This window comes from Ferrovibrio sp. GW821-FHT12D07 (assembly GCF_058807275.1).
Genome location: NZ_JBXAQN010000001.1, coordinates 1,166,269 through 1,180,459 on the forward strand (window position 1 = coordinate 1,166,269; position 14,191 = coordinate 1,180,459).

Below are 14,191 nucleotides of genomic sequence, written 5' to 3' on the forward strand. Positions count from 1 at the left end.
TGTCTGGGGATGCCTACATCAGAACACGAACTTGGTCATAACATAGGCGGTACGCGGCGCGCCGGCAAAGATGCCGCCGTTGGCTTCGATGCTGGCCCGGGTGTAGTAAGGCTGATCGAAGATATTCGCCACGCCGAAGGCCACGGTCGGGCCATTGGCGAAGTCATAGGCCGCCTGGCCGTTCCAGAGCACGTAGCCGGGAATGCGGCCGAACTTGCCATTGGCGCTGGCAGCTTCGGTATTCGCATCGTCGGCATACTGCTTGGACTGGCCATAGGCATTCAGGTTGAAGGTCCATTCCTGAACGCGGTAGCGGGCGCCAAGGGTGGCGACATGCGGTGAATAGAGCTGCAGGTCATTGCCCTTGTTGGGACCCTGCATGCGCTCAGCCTTGGTGAAGGCATAGGTGCCGTAGATGCTAAGGCCCTTCATCGCGGCGTTCAGCGCGCCGAGGTCGTATTCAGCCGCCGTTTCGATGCCGCGATGGCGGGTTGCACCGGTATTGATGTTCTGACCGCCCGGACCATTCGGCTCGATCTGGTCATCGAAATCGATCCAGAACAGGCCACCTTCCAACGACACCGGGCCGGCCTTGTAGCGTGCGCCGAGTTCATAGGTCTTGGCCCGCTCGGGGTTCAGCCTGGAACCGCCAGTCACCGCGTTCTCGCCCAGTGCCAGATGAGTCACCGGGTTGAACGAGGTGGAATAGTTGGCATAGCCGAACAGTTCCTTGCTGATTTCCCAGCCGATGCTCAGCGACGGCAGCGGTTCCTCGTACGTCTCGGTGTCGCGGAAACCGGTCAGCATGTTGCTGCGATCCACATCAACCTTCTCGAATCGGATACCGGGCGTCACCGTCACAGTGCCCAGCTTCATGGCATCATCGACGAAGACGGCATGTGCCTCGGTCGAGCCGTCGGTATAGCGGTTGCGCACTTCAGGGAGCGTGAAGGGATTGGTGCCGTCCGGAGTGGCGGCGCCGCCGCGACGGAACCGTTTCTCGTCCGTCGATTCCATCATGTAGCGATAGCCGATCGAGGCGGCATGCTTGACCGGGCCGGTTTCGGCCAGGGCCGTGAAGCGCGGCTCGAAGCCCCAGACGCTGTAATTGCGCGGAATGCGGTCCAGCACGTTCAGTGTGGCGTCGCTGCCGCCTGCGATGGGCGCCGGGTTGTCGATATTCGAAGCGATCGTGAGTTCGCGGAAGCTCTGGGTATGGAAGCCAGTGGTTTCCAGACGATAATTGCCGTTGAACTCGTTCACGTACTTCAGCACGTATTCATCACGTTCGCCGAGGAAGCGCTCGTAGGAATGCGTCGACTGGTAGGGATTGGCGCTGTAGGCCGCCTGGGTTAGCGGACCGGGCGTGCTGGCATCAGCGTTGTAATGACGCAGACGGGTTTCCAGCCGGCTGTTCTCGGTCAGCGCGAACCGACCCTTCAGCATGAAGTCGTCGATCTTGTGGTCGGCGTTATCGCGATAGCCTTCGCCGTTGTTGCCGGAATAGAACACGGCCATGCCGCTGCCGTTCTGCAGCGAGCCGCCGAACATAAGATCGGCCTTGCCGACCATGCGGCCGTCATTGCGGTCGCTGGCCGTGCTGTCGCCGCGCAGGCTGACTTCGCCGCCATAAGGCGAGGTCGGGATGTCCTTTGTGACGAAGTTGACCACACCGCCCGAGGTGCCGGGGCCATAGCGCACGGAGCCGCCGCCCTTGACCACGTCGATGGCCTTCAGCATGCCGAGCGATACTGCGCCCAGCGAGGTTTCGGGCTGGCCATACAGCGCATTGGCCAGCGGGACGCCGTCCATCAGGATGGTGGCGCCGGCGCTGAGGCGCGAGGTCATGCCGCGAATGCCGATATTGAGGGCGTAGTCGCCGCCCCCGCTGCCGTTGGGCGGCGGGGTCTGCACGCCGGGGATGGCGCGGATCGCATCGGTCACCGTGGCGGCACCGCTCTGCTCGAACTGGTCCTGACGCACGACGCTGCGGCCGCCCGCATGGGTGCGCACGACCTCTTCATTGGCGTCGCCGAGCCAGTCGCCGGCCACCTGAAGGGCCTGCAGCTGGACGGGCTGGTTATCCTGAGCGAAAGCCGGCAGTGCCAGCAGAAGGCCAAGAGCAGTGGCCGTACCCCCAAAAAGCTTATTCATTGTGAGACTCATTCTTATTATCAGAGAAGGCTCTTATTTCCTCCGATTGCCCGTGTATGTCAAGGCTGGGTTTGCTTAACTCTCTGGGGCGCAAACAGAAAAGCCCGCAATTCCTGCGGGCTTTTCAAGGGTTCCTATGCGCGGGTCACGCCGATTTGACGCCCTCGCCCGGCAAAGGCAGGGCCCGGAAGACCTGTCTGGTACCCGACATCAGGGCGTTGGCCACCGCCGGGGCCACCGGCGGAGTACCCGGTTCGCCCACGCCGGTCGGCTTTTCCTTCGACGGGACGATATGCACGTCCACCTGCGGCATCTCGTGGATGCGCAGCACTTCGTAGTCATGGAAGTTCGACTGCTCGACTTCGCCGCCCTTCATGGTGATGCCGGGCTTGATGGTAGCCGAGAGGCCGTAACCGATACCGCTCTCGATCTGCGCGCGGATGATGTCGGGGTTGATCGCGATGCCGCAATCGACGGCAGCGACGACCTTCTCGACTTTCCAGGTACCGTCGGGCTTCAGCGACACTTCCGCGACTTCCGCCACATAGGACGAGAAGCTTTCATGGACGGCGATGCCGCGCATGCGGCCCTTGGCCAGTGGCTTGCCCCAACCGGCCTTTTCGGCGGCCAGATTCAGCACGCCGAGATGCCGCGGATGCTTGGCCAGCAGCTTCCGGCGCAGGGCCAGCGGGTCCTGCTGTGTCGCCATCGCGATCTCGTCCAGGAAGACCTCGGTGGCAAAGGCGGTGTGCGTGCTGCCGACCGACCGCCACCACAGTACCGGCACGCCGACCTTGGTGGTGTGCAGCTCGACGCTCATGTTGGGGATGGCGTAGGGCAGGTTGGCCGCGCCTTCCACCGATGTGGCATCGATGCCGTTCTTGACCATGAAGGGCTCGAAAGATGTGCCGGCGATGATCGACTGACCGACGATGCGATGCTGCCAGGCGGTGATGTTGCCCTTGTCGTCCAGCCCCGCCTTCAGCGTGTGGTGATACATCGGGCGGTATTTGCCGCCGCGGACATCATCCTCACGCGTCCAGATCAGCCGCACCGGTGCGCTGCCACCCATCGCCTTGGCGATCTCCACGCCTTCGACGATGTAATCGGAGTTCGGCGTGGCGCGCCGGCCGAAGCTGCCGCCGGCATAGAGCGTGTTGATCTTCACCTGCTCAGGCTTGATGCCCAGCACCTTGGCCGCGTTCATCTGGTCAGGCGTCTGGAACTGGTCGCCGGCCCAGATTTCGCAGCCGTTTGCGTCGATCTTCACCACGCAGTCCAGCGGCTCCATCGGTGCATGCACCAGATAGGGGAAGTCGTAGGTCGCCTCGATGATCTTGGCGGCCTTGGCGAAAGCCTCATCGACATTGCCGTCCTTGCGGGCCGGCAGACCTGGTGTCTTGGCCAATTCCTTGTATTCGGCCAGGATCTGGTCGGTGCCGCGCTTCTCGGCGTTGGTGTTGTCCCAGACCACCTCCAGCGCCTCACGGCCCTGCTTGGCAGACCAGAAGTTCTTCGCCACCACGGCGACGCCGTTGGATACCTGCACCACATCCACCACGCCCGGCACGGCTTTGGCCTTGCTGGCGTCGAAGCTTTTCACCGTGGCACCAAACAGCGGCGCGCGCTGCAGCACCGCGGTCAGCATGCCGGGCAGTTTGACGTCGATGGTGTATTGCGCGGTGCCGTTGCTTTTGGCTTTGGCATCCAGACGCGGCGTCTTCTTGCCGATCAGGCCGAACTTGGCCGGATCCTTCAGCGGCACGTCTGCGGGCGGCGTCACGCCTGCAGCCTTCTTGGCGAGCTGGCCGAAGGTGGCTTGCCTGCCTGACGGATGGCTGACAACGCCCTTGGATACGGTGATCTCCTTCGCCGGAACCTTCCATTGTTCGGCAGCCGCAGTCACCAGCATGGCGCGCGCGGTGGCGCCGGCCTTGCGCAGCTGGTCCCAGGAATTGGCCATCGCCGTGCTGCCGCCGGTGCCCTGCATGCCGAAGGCGAGGTTGGCATAGAGCTTGGCATCGGCCGGTGCGCCCTCGGTGCGCATCTGGCTCCAGTCGGCATCCAGCTCTTCGGCCACGATGGTGGCGAGGCCGGTATAGGTGCCCTGGCCCATCTCCACATGTTTGGACAGTACAGTGACGGTGTTATCCGGCGCGATGCGGATAAAGGCGTTGATCATCTGCGGCTGGCCGGTGGCTTTCGTCTGGGCCAGTGCATTGCGTGGCACCCAGTGGAAGCCGACAACGAGGCCGAGCGATGCGGCGCCCGCGTCCTGCAGGAAACGACGACGGGATGCTTCAGGCAGTTTGATCTTGCCCAATTGAATCTTGCTCTGCTCGGTCATGATCAGGCCCTCACGGTCTTGGCGGCATCATGGATGGCGGCGCGGATGCGCACATAGGTCGCGCAGCGGCAGATGTTGCCCTGCATGGCCTCGTCGATCTGCGCGTCGTTCGGCTTCGGCGTCTCGGACAGCAGCGCCACGGCCGACATGATCTGGCCTGACTGGCAGTAGCCGCATTGCGCGACCTCGTGCTTGACCCAGGCATTCTGTACGGCCTGAGCGATCTTGCCGTTCAGGCCTTCGATGGTGGTGACCTTTTGGCCTTCGATGGCCGAGAGTGGCGTGGAGCAGGCGTGCACCGGCTGGCCCTCCACATGCATGGTGCAGGCGCCGCATTGCGCCATGCCGCAGCCGAACTTGCTGCCGGTCAGGCCGATCTCGTCGCGCACGGCCCAGAGCAGCGGCATGTCGGGATCGACATCGAGGCTGACGGAACGTCCGTTGAGGGTAAATGCAATAGCCATGGAGTCCTCCACTGGGGCGGTGAAGAGAGAAGGGCGGATGCGATCCGCGGTGATGAATTTTGAAAACGGGGCATTTGGGCGGCCCCTGCTGGTCAGCGCAGTATATTGCAGCGGGCGTCGCCGGCCTCGTGATTTTTTGACTGAAGTTTGTGATCGCAGACAATGATCATCACATGGACGGATGAAAAACCGGTGGTCACGGCCGTCGTCATGCGATTATCTGTCTGCATGACGCAATCATATAAAACGCTGGTTTCCATGAGCAATAAGGCACTTGAATCGACTGATAGGCACCTGGCAGAAACCATGCCCGCCATGGCATCGCCGGCAACTGCCTCTGCGGTTTGTGACGGCGCCTGCGTCGTCTCGCCGGAGGCGGAAAACCTGGTGCGCGATCTGCTGGTGCGCTTCGGGGACAAGTGGAGCATGCGGGCGATGGATGAGCTTTACGAGCGCGGCGCGCTGCGCTTTTCGCGCCTGCGCGACCATCTGCCCGGCATCAGCCAAAAGATGCTGACACAAACCCTGCGTCAGCTCGAGCGCGATGGTGTCGTCGCGCGTCGTGTCTATGCGGAAGTACCGCCGCGCGTCGATTATGAACTGACTCCGGCCGGTGTCGCGTTGGCCGAAGCGCTCTGTGGCGTCTGGGAATGGGCGATCCGGAATACCGCGCTGGTTGATGCGGCGCGCCTGGCTTTCGATGCACAGGTCAAGCCGTCGCGGCAGGACGGCTGAGGTTTCAGCCAGCCAGCGCGTAGCTGCCGATAGCGTCGGACATGTCGTTGTTGGCCTGCAGCGGATAGATCGCCACCAGGATGCGGTCGACGGTGACGCCGTCTTCGCTGAGCGGCAGCAGCAGCTTGCCCATCGCCTTGTAGATGGCGCTGTTGGGCGAGTTGTCGTGCAGGAAGTGTACGGGCGCGCCGGTAGCCACGCAGGTCTGGTAATGCGGGCTGGTGGCGGAGATGTTGTGGCAGATCTCATCGATATAGCGGCCGGTAATGCTGTGCCCGCGATACTCGTCCAGTCGCGTGCCCGACAACACGACGCGGAACCGCAGGTCGTCGGTCTCGCGCTCGACCGTCACGATGCCGATATTGCCCAACCAGGGTCGCAGATGCTCGGGCGCGAAAGCGGCGCGCGCGGGCAGGGCGCCACGGCTGTCCCGCTGCGCGGTCCAGTATGCTTCGAGCGAGGTCAGTTCTTTCGGGCAAGACGACATGACTTGGCACTCCCTTCATGCGGCCTGGCTGCATGACGCGCAGATGCAGGCCAATGGTGGGCGGGACTCCGTAAGTCGATTTTGGAAAGCGGATGGATGATTGGTGTGGCGGTGTTATAGGCCGCAGGCGGCTGGCTGGCTGTGCCGCTGATCACAGAAGCGTGTAAACCAGCAAAAACCCCGCCGCATCGCTGCGGCGGGGTTTGTTGCAACTGCAACAGTCTGATGAGCGATCAGTCCTTGGCGCGTTCCATGTAGGTGGCACCTTCGCTGATGTTGATCACGATGCGCACGCCGGACGAGACATGCGGCGGCACCATCACGCGCTGGCCGTTCTCGACGATGGCCGGCTTGTAGGACGACGACGCGGTCTGGCCCTTCACGGTCGGCTCGGTATCAGTGATCTCCATGATCACGGTCTGCGGCAGCGAGACCGACACCGGCTTGCCTTCATGCAGGCTGATGTCGACCTTCATGCCTTCCTGCAGCCAGACGGCCTGCTCGCCCACGACTTCGGACGGCACGCCGACCTGTTCGTAATTCTCGACATCCATGAAGGTGATCATGTCGCCTTCAGTGAACAGGTAGGTGAACTCGCGGGTATCGATGAAGACGCGCTCGACACCTTCGGTGGTGCGATAGCGCTCGGTGGTCTTGATCCCGGTCGACAGGTCGCGCAGGTCAAGCTGCATCACCGGCGTGCCCTTGCCCGGCTGGATGTTCTGCGCCGTGATGATGGCCAGCAGCTTGCCGTTAATCTCAACCACGTTGCCCTTGCGGAGCTGGTTGGCGTTTACCTTGGGCATGGAAGCGTATCTCCGAAAAACCAATAGCGGGTTCCTGCATGGACCCGCTTGCGAAAAAACCGCGCGGAAACTATCAGGTTGGGACCCCCACCTCAACCCGAGTCGCCGCGAAAAGCGCTCCGAGAGACGCCGTGGATCAGCCGCCCAAAGCTCCGTCGTCCGGCCCGAACTGGTGGCATCCGGCGCTTTATGCCCGGCGGAGGCCGAATCTGCTGGTCCGGCAGGCTGTCCTGCGCGCTCAGCGGGAGGCCTTCACCAGCCTGGATTTCGTCGAGGTCGAGACGCCGGCCCTGCAGGTTTCGCCCGGACTGGAGCCGCATCTGAAGGCTTTCGAGACTCGGCTGGAGCATCCCGACGGCAGCGCCCGGCCGCTCTATCTGCACACTTCGCCCGAATTCGCCATGAAGAAGCTGCTGGTGGCGGGCGAGCAGCGGCTGTTCCAGTTCGCACCGGTTTTTCGCAACGGCGAACGGGCGGCCACCCATCATCCGGCTTTCCTGATGCTGGAATGGTATCGCGCCAGCGTGGACTACCGCGTCATCATGCGCGACTGCGAAACGCTGCTGCGCCATGTTGCTACCGCCACCGGGCGGACGCAGCTGCAGTGGAATGGCCATGCCGCGGATGTGATGCAGCCCTGGCAGTATCTCACTGTGAGCCAGGCCTTCGAGCGGTATGCGCAGCTGGACCTGACGGCCTGCATTGGCACCGATCCGCACCGGCCCGACCTGGTCCGGATGCGCGAAGCCTGCGCCCGCATCGGTGTCCGTGTCGATTCAGGCGACAGCTGGGACGATCTCTATTTCCGCGTGGCGCTGGAAAAGGTCGAGCCGATGCTGGGCCTGGATGCGCCCTGTATCCTGCATGACTACCCGATCCATATGGCGGCGCTGAGTCGACCCCGGAAAGATGCGCCGCATCTGGCCGAGCGGTTCGAGCTCTATGCCTGCGGCATGGAACTGGCCAATGCCTTTTCCGAACTCACCGATGCCGCCGAACAGCGCCGCCGTTTCGAGGCCGATATGGCACTCAAGAAGCGGCTCTATGGCTATGATTATCCGATCGATGCGGATTTCATCGCCGCGCTCGATCACGGTCTGCCCGATTGCGCCGGCATTGCGCTGGGCATCGACCGTCTTGTCATGCTGCTGACCGGCGCCGCCCGGATCGAGGAGGTGCTGTGGCTGCCCGTCTCGGAATAACCCTTCTCTGCCTGCTGCTGGCTTCGGCCTGCGCACCGCGCCAGTCGAGCCGTACGTCGCTGCCGCAGCCGACCCAGCCGCCGGCCAGCACGCAATGGATCGGCCGCGACGTGATCCAGGCGGCCTGTCTGAACGACCTGGTCGCGACGGGTGCGAAATTCGAACTGATCGCCCAGGCCGAGGCCGGCAAGGACGGCTGCACGCTCAACAATGGCGTGCGCCTGATCAGCACCACGGTCGAACTTGTGCGGCCGGCCGAGATGACCTGCCCGATGGCGGTGCGTCTGGTGCAGTTCGAAAAAGAGGTGCTGGTGCCCGAGGCGCAGCGCGTCTTCGGCCAGCCGCTAGGGCAGATCAACCATGCGGGTGCCTTCACCTGCAAGCGCATGACCGGCAACAGCAGCAAGATCAGCGAACACGGCCATGGCCGTGCCTTCGATGTCTGGGGGTTCCTGCTGCGCGATGGCACCCGCATTTCGGTGGACCAGCATTTCCGGGCGCGCGGCAAGGAAGGGCAGTATCTGCGCGAGGTCAATCGCGCCGCCTGCCGCTATTTCTCGGTGGTGCTTGGCCCCAATGCCGATGCGGCCCATGCCAAGAGCTTCCATTGGGATATCGGGCCCTGGAATAGGTGCGGAGCCTAGCGGGGATAACCTTCCTATTCTGCAGGACGGACGGGCGCGCTAGATTGCCGCCATGACCATGCCGCCCCGTTCAGAGTCCGATGTTGCCGCGCGAAAGGCCTGGGGTGCCTCGTCGCTGCGCTTCCTGTATCTCGACTTGAACAGTTTCTTTGCCAGCGTCGAACAGCAGGATAATCCCGAACTCCGCAATCGCCCGATCATCGTCGTGCCGGTAATGAGCGATACCACCTCGGCCATCGCCGCTTCCATCGAGGCCAAGCAGTTCGGCATCAAGACCGGCACGCCGGTCTGGGAGGCGAAGGAGAAATGCCCCGGCATCGGCATCGTCAATGCGCGGCATGACCGCTATGTCGAGGTGCATCATCTGGTAGAGGAAGAGATCGACCGTCATATCCCGGTCTACAAGACATGGTCGATCGACGAAGTCTCCTGCGAACTGATGGGGCCGCAGCGCCTGAAGGATAACGCGATCGCGCTCTCGCACCGAATCCGGGCCGGCCTCCGCGACAACGAAAAACTGGGTGAATGCATCCGGTGTTCGATCGGCATCGCGCCGAACCAGTTTTTGGCCAAGCTCGCCTCCGATATGCAGAAGCCCGATGGTCTGACCATCATCGAAGCGCACGACCTGCCCGGTCGCATCCTGCCGCTGGTTCTGCGTGACCTGCCCGGCATCGGCCACAATATGGAGCAGCGCCTGCGGGATGCCGGTGTTGATAGTATCCAGCAGCTCTGGGACATGAAGCCGGAAGAGGCGCGTCGCATCTGGGGCAGCAAGGAGGGCCCGGCCTTTGTTCAGCGCCTGCGCGGCATCGGCGATTACGAACAATCGAATGCCACGCGCACGATCAGCCACGAACATGTGCTGCCGCCGCAGAATCGCGATGTCGAATCCGCCTATCTGATCCTGCGACGCCTGGGCGTGAAGGGCGGTGCACGGCTGCGGCGTCTGGGGTTTGTCGCCAGCAGTCTCGGCGCCAAAGTGCGGTTCGACGACGGCACGCGCTGGGCCGCCGATTTTCGCCTGACGCAGACGCAGGACAGCTTCGTCATTCTCGATGCCATCACACGGCTGTGGGAGCAGATGCTGCGCGAGACGAAAAAGCCACGCGGCCGCTATATGAAGGTGGGGATGTGGCTCAGCGGTATGGTGCCGCAGGACGAAGTGACGCTCGACCTGTTCGGCGGTGCGTCCGGGCTGGAACAGGATGATGCTGAAGCCGCAGCCAAGCGCGCCAAGCTGTGGAGCGCGATGGACAAGCTGAACCAGAAATATGACAAGAAGGATACGGTCCGTATCGGTCCCCTGCCCAAGCACCGTTCCGATTTCATGGGCGCCAAGATCGCCTTCAATCGCATTCCCAAAAAAGAAGAGTTCAAGGAGTGATGCGGTTACTGCTGTAATCACGGCTCTGTGCAGCTACCTGTGACCGTTTGTAAGGTGGGAAACTAACCCCGCGACGTCCAGTTTCCGGTCCTCCATGCCACTTATGGAGGATTGCTCATGGCGCTGCTTGCTCCTGTCAAACGTATGTTGTCCGCGGTCGATTTCGGTGCGGTCGGTGACGGCGTCGCTGACGATACCGCCGCGATACAGGCTGTCCTGGACCGGATTTCCGCCGATCCGGGCACCTTTGTCGATATCCCGCCCGGCACCTACAAGATTACGGCCACCCTCAATATCGCATTCGCCCAGGATTCCGCCGCCCATGTCGGCATCATCGCGCATGGCGCAACGCTGCTGTCGGCCATTACCAACAGCACGCCGGTGCTGCAGGTGATCAGCAACGCCGTGGTGCGCTTCTTCCTGATCGAGGGCCTGCAGATCAAGGGCAACGGGCAGGAAAGCCATGGCCTGGTGCTGCGCGCCGATAACCAGGCTGTCTTCCTCTACAACATCTGCCTGCGCGACATCTTCATCGAAGGCTGCGGCGGTGATGGCTGCCAGATGCTGGGCAACATCTTCGAATCCCAGATCGACAACAGTTTCTTCCGTCAGAACGAGAATGGCCTCAGCATGGGCAACTCGCCCAGCGGCGGCATTCTCTCGGCCATGCATCTCTATGGCTGCGTCTTCGGGCAGAACCGGCAGGTCGGCTGCCAGCTGGTCAACGACGCTACCGACGCCGGATTCCACGGCTGCTATTTCCTCGAGAACGGTACCTGGGGCGCCAACTGCCCGAACGGTTTCACCCTGATGTCGAATTGCGGCTTCGAGAATAACTGGATGTCGGCGGGCAGTTTCGGTGCCGGCAATGCCGGCGTGGGTTTCCAGAATTTCGGCAATATGGTCGCCTGCAGTGCCACCTCGCGGCATTACCAGACGCATCTGGTGCGCGGTTATGTGACCAGTATCTTCTCGATGATCGGCTGTTTCCGGTCCGGGGTTGAGACCGCCGGTACCATGCACCTCTCCAGCCTGAGCGGCACGCCCGGGGCCAAGGCCAGCATCGTCAGTTGCAACGGCGAGCGGGATTACCGCGACGGCTTCCAGACCCGGGCCACGGAGATTGCCTCGATCCCCTGACCATGAATGGCCAATGATTAACGCCGGCAGGGCCGGGTTTGCCCTGCCGGCCGCCATTCGGGCTTGACGGGCAGGGGCCCCAGGCCGTATCACGCTTGCCACGCCCAAGTGGGGCGTCGTGGTGATTTGGAGCCGACCGGCTTGCGGACCACGTAAAACAAACCGCTAAAGAGGTCGGGCGGTTTTCAAAAAACCCCGGGCCTCATGGTGCCGGGGTTTTTTGTTGTCCGCGGCAGTGGCGGGCGAGACGTGGGAAAGAGGCAAGGGCGATGAGCAAGAAAGAGCATGAAAAGACCTGGCGTCCGGCGACCCAGATGGTGCGCGGCGGCTTGATGCGCACCAGCTTTGGCGAAACCTCCGAGCCGATCTTCATGACCTCGGGCTTCTGCTATGACAGCGCCGAAGCTGCCGAGCGCCGCTTCAAGAACGAGGAGCCGGGCTTCGTCTACAGCCGCTTCGGCAATCCCACGGTCGAGATGTTTGAACAGCGCATGGCGCTGCTGGAAGGGGCCGAGGCCGCGCGCGCCACCGCCACCGGCATGGCTGCGGTGAATGCGGCGCTGATGTGCCAGCTCAAGGCCGGCGATGAAGTGGTGTCCGCCCGCGCCGTCTTCGGCTCGATCCGCTACATCATGGAAGAGCTGCTGCCGCGCTTCGGTGTGAAGACGCATCTGGTCGATGGCACCGACATCACGGCCTGGGAGCGGGCCATCAACCCCAAGACCCGGGTGGTTTTCCTGGAGACACCGGCCAATCCGACGCTGGAAGTGGTCGATCTGCTGGCCGTCGCGGCGCTGGCGCATAAGCATGGTGCCCGCGTGGTGGTTGATAATGTCTTTGCCACCCCGGTGCTGCAGAAGCCGCTGCAGCTGGGTGCCGATATCGTCGTCTATTCGGCGACCAAGCATATCGACGGGCAGGGCCGCTGCCTGGGCGGCGTGGTGCTGGGCAGCGAGGAGTTCGTGGTCAATGAGCTGACCCCTTATCTGCGCCATACTGGCCCGGCGCTGAGCCCGTTCAATGCCTGGGTCATGCTGAAGGGCCTGGAAACCCTGGAGCTTCGCATAACCCGGCATGTCGAGTCGGCCGCTCGGCTGGCCGACACCCTGGCCGGACACCCCGGTCTGGCTCCCGCCACCAATGTTCCGGCGCTGCTCTATCCTGGCCGGGCCGACCATCCCCAGTCGGCGCTCGTCCGCAAGCAGATGAAGGCCGGCGGCAACATGCTGGCGATCCGGGTGAAGGGCGGGAAGGCCGGGGCCTTCCGGTTTCTCAATGCTCTGAAATTGGTGGATATCTCGAATAATCTCGGTGACTCGAAAAGCCTGATCACCCATCCCGCCACCACGACGCACCAGAGGTTGAGCGCCGAGGAACGAGGCCGGCTGGGCATCGGGGACGACCTTCTGCGCCTGTCGGTCGGCCTGGAAGACCCGCAGGACTTGATTGACGATCTGACTCATGCCCTTGAAAAGGCGGGCTGATCTGTTGCCGGAATGCAACAGGGGCCGGGATTCGCAAGAGTCTGAGGCCTAAGGCTTTTTCCGGCCGGCACGCCTGCTGCTATAGTCCGTTTGGGTTGAGGCATTGCCGGAGTATCGTCCTGATGACGACCTCCAATCATTTTTTCTTGAGGAGACTCTCGATGAACATTCGTGTCGCTCTGCTGGCTGGTGCTGCGCTGGTTGCGTTGGCTTCCGCTCCGGCCATGGCGCAGCCCTATATCGGCGTTGGCCTTGGCGCGTCGATGATGGAAGACGCCGACATCAAGAATGGCGGCGCTGTCACCAATCTTGAATTCGACACCGGCTACGCTGCTCTGATCAAGGGTGGTTATGCCTTCGGTGGCGGCTGGCGCGCTGAAGGCGAACTCGCCTGGCGTCAGTACGGCCTCGACAGCGCCAATGGCGGTGCCAGCGTCGATGGCGACGCTCGCATGTACACCCTGTTCCTGAACGGCCTGTATGACTTCATGCCGGACAACAGCTGGAGCCCCTACCTTGGCGCCGGTGTCGGCATGGCCCGCTTCTCGGGTAACGGCGCTCGCGTCGGCGTCGCCACCACGGACGACCAGGAAAGCACCTGGGCCGTGCAGGGCATCGCCGGCGCCTGGTTCGCTCTGGACCAGAACTGGCTGATCAGCGCTGACTATCGCTACCAGTACCATGGCGACGTCAACCTCGCGAGCAACACTCCTGCCAGCGTCGATCTGGGTAACCAGATCCACACTGTCATGCTGGGTCTGACCTACAAGTTCGGCGCTCCGGCTGCGAAGCCGATGCCGGCTGCTGCTCCGGCCCCGGCTCCGGCCCCGGCCGCTGCTGCCCCGGCTCCGGCGGCTCGTGCGCCTGAGACCTACATCGTGTTCTTCGCGTTCGATAAGTCGGACATCAGCCCGGTTGCGGCGCAGGTGCTTGATCGCGCCATCGCTGACTACCGTGCCACCGGTTCGACCAACGTGCGCATCGAAGGCAACGCTGACCGTTCGGGCGGCAACGCCTACAACCAGCGTCTGTCGCAGCGTCGCGCTGCTGCGGTCGCTTCCTACCTGAGCTCGAAGGGCATTGCCCAGAACGCCATTCAGACGGTTGCCAACGGCGAAGAGAAGCCGCGCGTCCCGACTGCTGACGGCGTCCGCAACGACGAGAACCGCAACGCGCAGATCTATCTGCGCAAGTAATCCTCGCGGTTTACGCTTAACGGCACGGCCGCCCCTCACGGGGCGGCCGTTGCTGTTTCAGGGTTGTTTCAAGGGTAATTGAACGCTCGCCGGCTGGACATTCCGGCGTCCCCCCCTAATATTTTTACGAATGGCGCCGCTGCGG

General features: G+C 62.9%; 12 protein-coding genes and 1 riboswitch. Of the genes, 7 read left to right on the forward strand and 5 right to left on the reverse strand.

What is annotated here, in order from left to right; genetic code table 11:
* Nucleotides 1-18: 18 nt before the first annotated feature.
* The 3 genes from AC1RRE_RS05880 to AC1RRE_RS05890 form a co-directional block, all read right to left on the reverse strand.
* Complete coding sequence (locus tag AC1RRE_RS05880; RefSeq protein ID WP_492980171.1) at nucleotides 19-2,154, reverse strand: TonB-dependent receptor family protein; 2,136 nt, start codon at nucleotides 2,152-2,154, stop codon at nucleotides 19-21.
* A gap of 145 nt (nucleotides 2,155-2,299) precedes the next feature.
* On the reverse strand, nucleotides 2,300-4,501 hold the full coding sequence (locus AC1RRE_RS05885) for a xanthine dehydrogenase family protein molybdopterin-binding subunit (protein ID WP_492980172.1): 2,202 nt from the start codon (nucleotides 4,499-4,501) through the stop codon (nucleotides 2,300-2,302).
* Nucleotides 4,502-4,503: 2 nt separating this feature from the next.
* Nucleotides 4,504-4,965: a (2Fe-2S)-binding protein gene (locus AC1RRE_RS05890; RefSeq protein ID WP_492980173.1), complete on the reverse strand. Its 462-nt coding sequence runs from the start codon at nucleotides 4,963-4,965 to the stop codon at nucleotides 4,504-4,506.
* 306 nt (nucleotides 4,966-5,271) lie between these two features.
* On the opposite strand from AC1RRE_RS05890, the gene AC1RRE_RS05895 reads away from it, so the two are divergent.
* Nucleotides 5,272-5,700, forward strand: a complete 429-nt coding sequence (locus AC1RRE_RS05895) for a winged helix-turn-helix transcriptional regulator (RefSeq protein ID WP_492980174.1) — start codon at nucleotides 5,272-5,274, stop codon at nucleotides 5,698-5,700.
* Nucleotides 5,701-5,704: 4 nt separating this feature from the next.
* Here the strand turns inward: AC1RRE_RS05895 and AC1RRE_RS05900 are convergent, their stop codons facing one another.
* Nucleotides 5,705-6,187, reverse strand: a complete 483-nt coding sequence (locus AC1RRE_RS05900) for a PAS domain-containing protein (protein ID WP_492980175.1) — start codon at nucleotides 6,185-6,187, stop codon at nucleotides 5,705-5,707.
* 233 nt (nucleotides 6,188-6,420) lie between these two features.
* A complete protein-coding gene (gene efp / locus AC1RRE_RS05905) occupies nucleotides 6,421-6,993 on the reverse strand; it encodes an elongation factor P (protein WP_492980176.1) in 573 nt (190 codons plus the stop codon).
* Between the two features lie 131 nt (nucleotides 6,994-7,124).
* On the opposite strand from efp, the gene epmA reads away from it, so the two are divergent.
* The 6 genes from epmA (at nucleotide 7,125) to AC1RRE_RS05935 (ending at nucleotide 14,046) form a co-directional block, all read left to right on the forward strand.
* Nucleotides 7,125-8,195, forward strand: coding sequence for an EF-P lysine aminoacylase EpmA (epmA, locus tag AC1RRE_RS05910; protein ID WP_492980177.1), 1,071 nt, complete (start codon nucleotides 7,125-7,127; stop codon nucleotides 8,193-8,195).
* Nucleotides 8,174-8,839, forward strand: coding sequence for an extensin-like domain-containing protein (locus AC1RRE_RS05915; RefSeq protein WP_492980178.1), 666 nt, complete (start codon nucleotides 8,174-8,176; stop codon nucleotides 8,837-8,839). Before epmA ends, AC1RRE_RS05915 begins: the two co-directional genes overlap by 22 nt.
* Before the next feature lie 52 nt (nucleotides 8,840-8,891).
* Nucleotides 8,892-10,226, forward strand: a complete 1,335-nt coding sequence (locus tag AC1RRE_RS05920; protein ID WP_492980179.1) for a Y-family DNA polymerase — start codon at nucleotides 8,892-8,894, stop codon at nucleotides 10,224-10,226.
* Between the two features lie 117 nt (nucleotides 10,227-10,343).
* A complete protein-coding gene (locus tag AC1RRE_RS05925) occupies nucleotides 10,344-11,366 on the forward strand; it encodes a glycosyl hydrolase family 28-related protein (protein WP_492980180.1) in 1,023 nt (340 codons plus the stop codon).
* Between the two features lie 108 nt (nucleotides 11,367-11,474).
* Nucleotides 11,475-11,556, forward strand: a riboswitch (SAM riboswitch).
* Between the two features lie 79 nt (nucleotides 11,557-11,635).
* Nucleotides 11,636-12,850: an O-succinylhomoserine sulfhydrylase gene (gene metZ / locus AC1RRE_RS05930; protein WP_492980181.1), complete on the forward strand. Its 1,215-nt coding sequence runs from the start codon at nucleotides 11,636-11,638 to the stop codon at nucleotides 12,848-12,850.
* 161 nt (nucleotides 12,851-13,011) lie between these two features.
* The gene (locus AC1RRE_RS05935) at nucleotides 13,012-14,046 is read left to right on the forward strand and encodes an OmpA family protein (RefSeq protein WP_492980182.1); all 1,035 of its coding nucleotides are present in this window, start codon (nucleotides 13,012-13,014) and stop codon (nucleotides 14,044-14,046) included.
* Nucleotides 14,047-14,191: the final 145 nt, after the last annotated feature.

Coding starts and splice junctions, on each gene's coding strand:
- AC1RRE_RS05935 (WP_492980182.1), top strand. CDS start 13,012: ATGAACATTCGTGTCGCTCTGCTGGCTGGTGCTGCGCTGGTTGCGTTG.
- AC1RRE_RS05925 (WP_492980180.1), top strand. CDS start 10,344: ATGGCGCTGCTTGCTCCTGTCAAACGTATGTTGTCCGCGGTCGATTTC.
- AC1RRE_RS05885 (WP_492980172.1), bottom strand. CDS start 4,501: ATGACCGAGCAGAGCAAGATTCAATTGGGCAAGATCAAACTGCCTGAA.
- efp (WP_492980176.1), bottom strand. CDS start 6,993: ATGCCCAAGGTAAACGCCAACCAGCTCCGCAAGGGCAACGTGGTTGAG.
- AC1RRE_RS05880 (WP_492980171.1), bottom strand. CDS start 2,154: ATGAATAAGCTTTTTGGGGGTACGGCCACTGCTCTTGGCCTTCTGCTG.
- AC1RRE_RS05920 (WP_492980179.1), top strand. CDS start 8,892: ATGACCATGCCGCCCCGTTCAGAGTCCGATGTTGCCGCGCGAAAGGCC.
- AC1RRE_RS05895 (WP_492980174.1), top strand. CDS start 5,272: ATGCCCGCCATGGCATCGCCGGCAACTGCCTCTGCGGTTTGTGACGGC.
- AC1RRE_RS05900 (WP_492980175.1), bottom strand. CDS start 6,187: ATGTCGTCTTGCCCGAAAGAACTGACCTCGCTCGAAGCATACTGGACC.
- AC1RRE_RS05890 (WP_492980173.1), bottom strand. CDS start 4,965: ATGGCTATTGCATTTACCCTCAACGGACGTTCCGTCAGCCTCGATGTC.
- metZ (WP_492980181.1), top strand. CDS start 11,636: ATGAGCAAGAAAGAGCATGAAAAGACCTGGCGTCCGGCGACCCAGATG.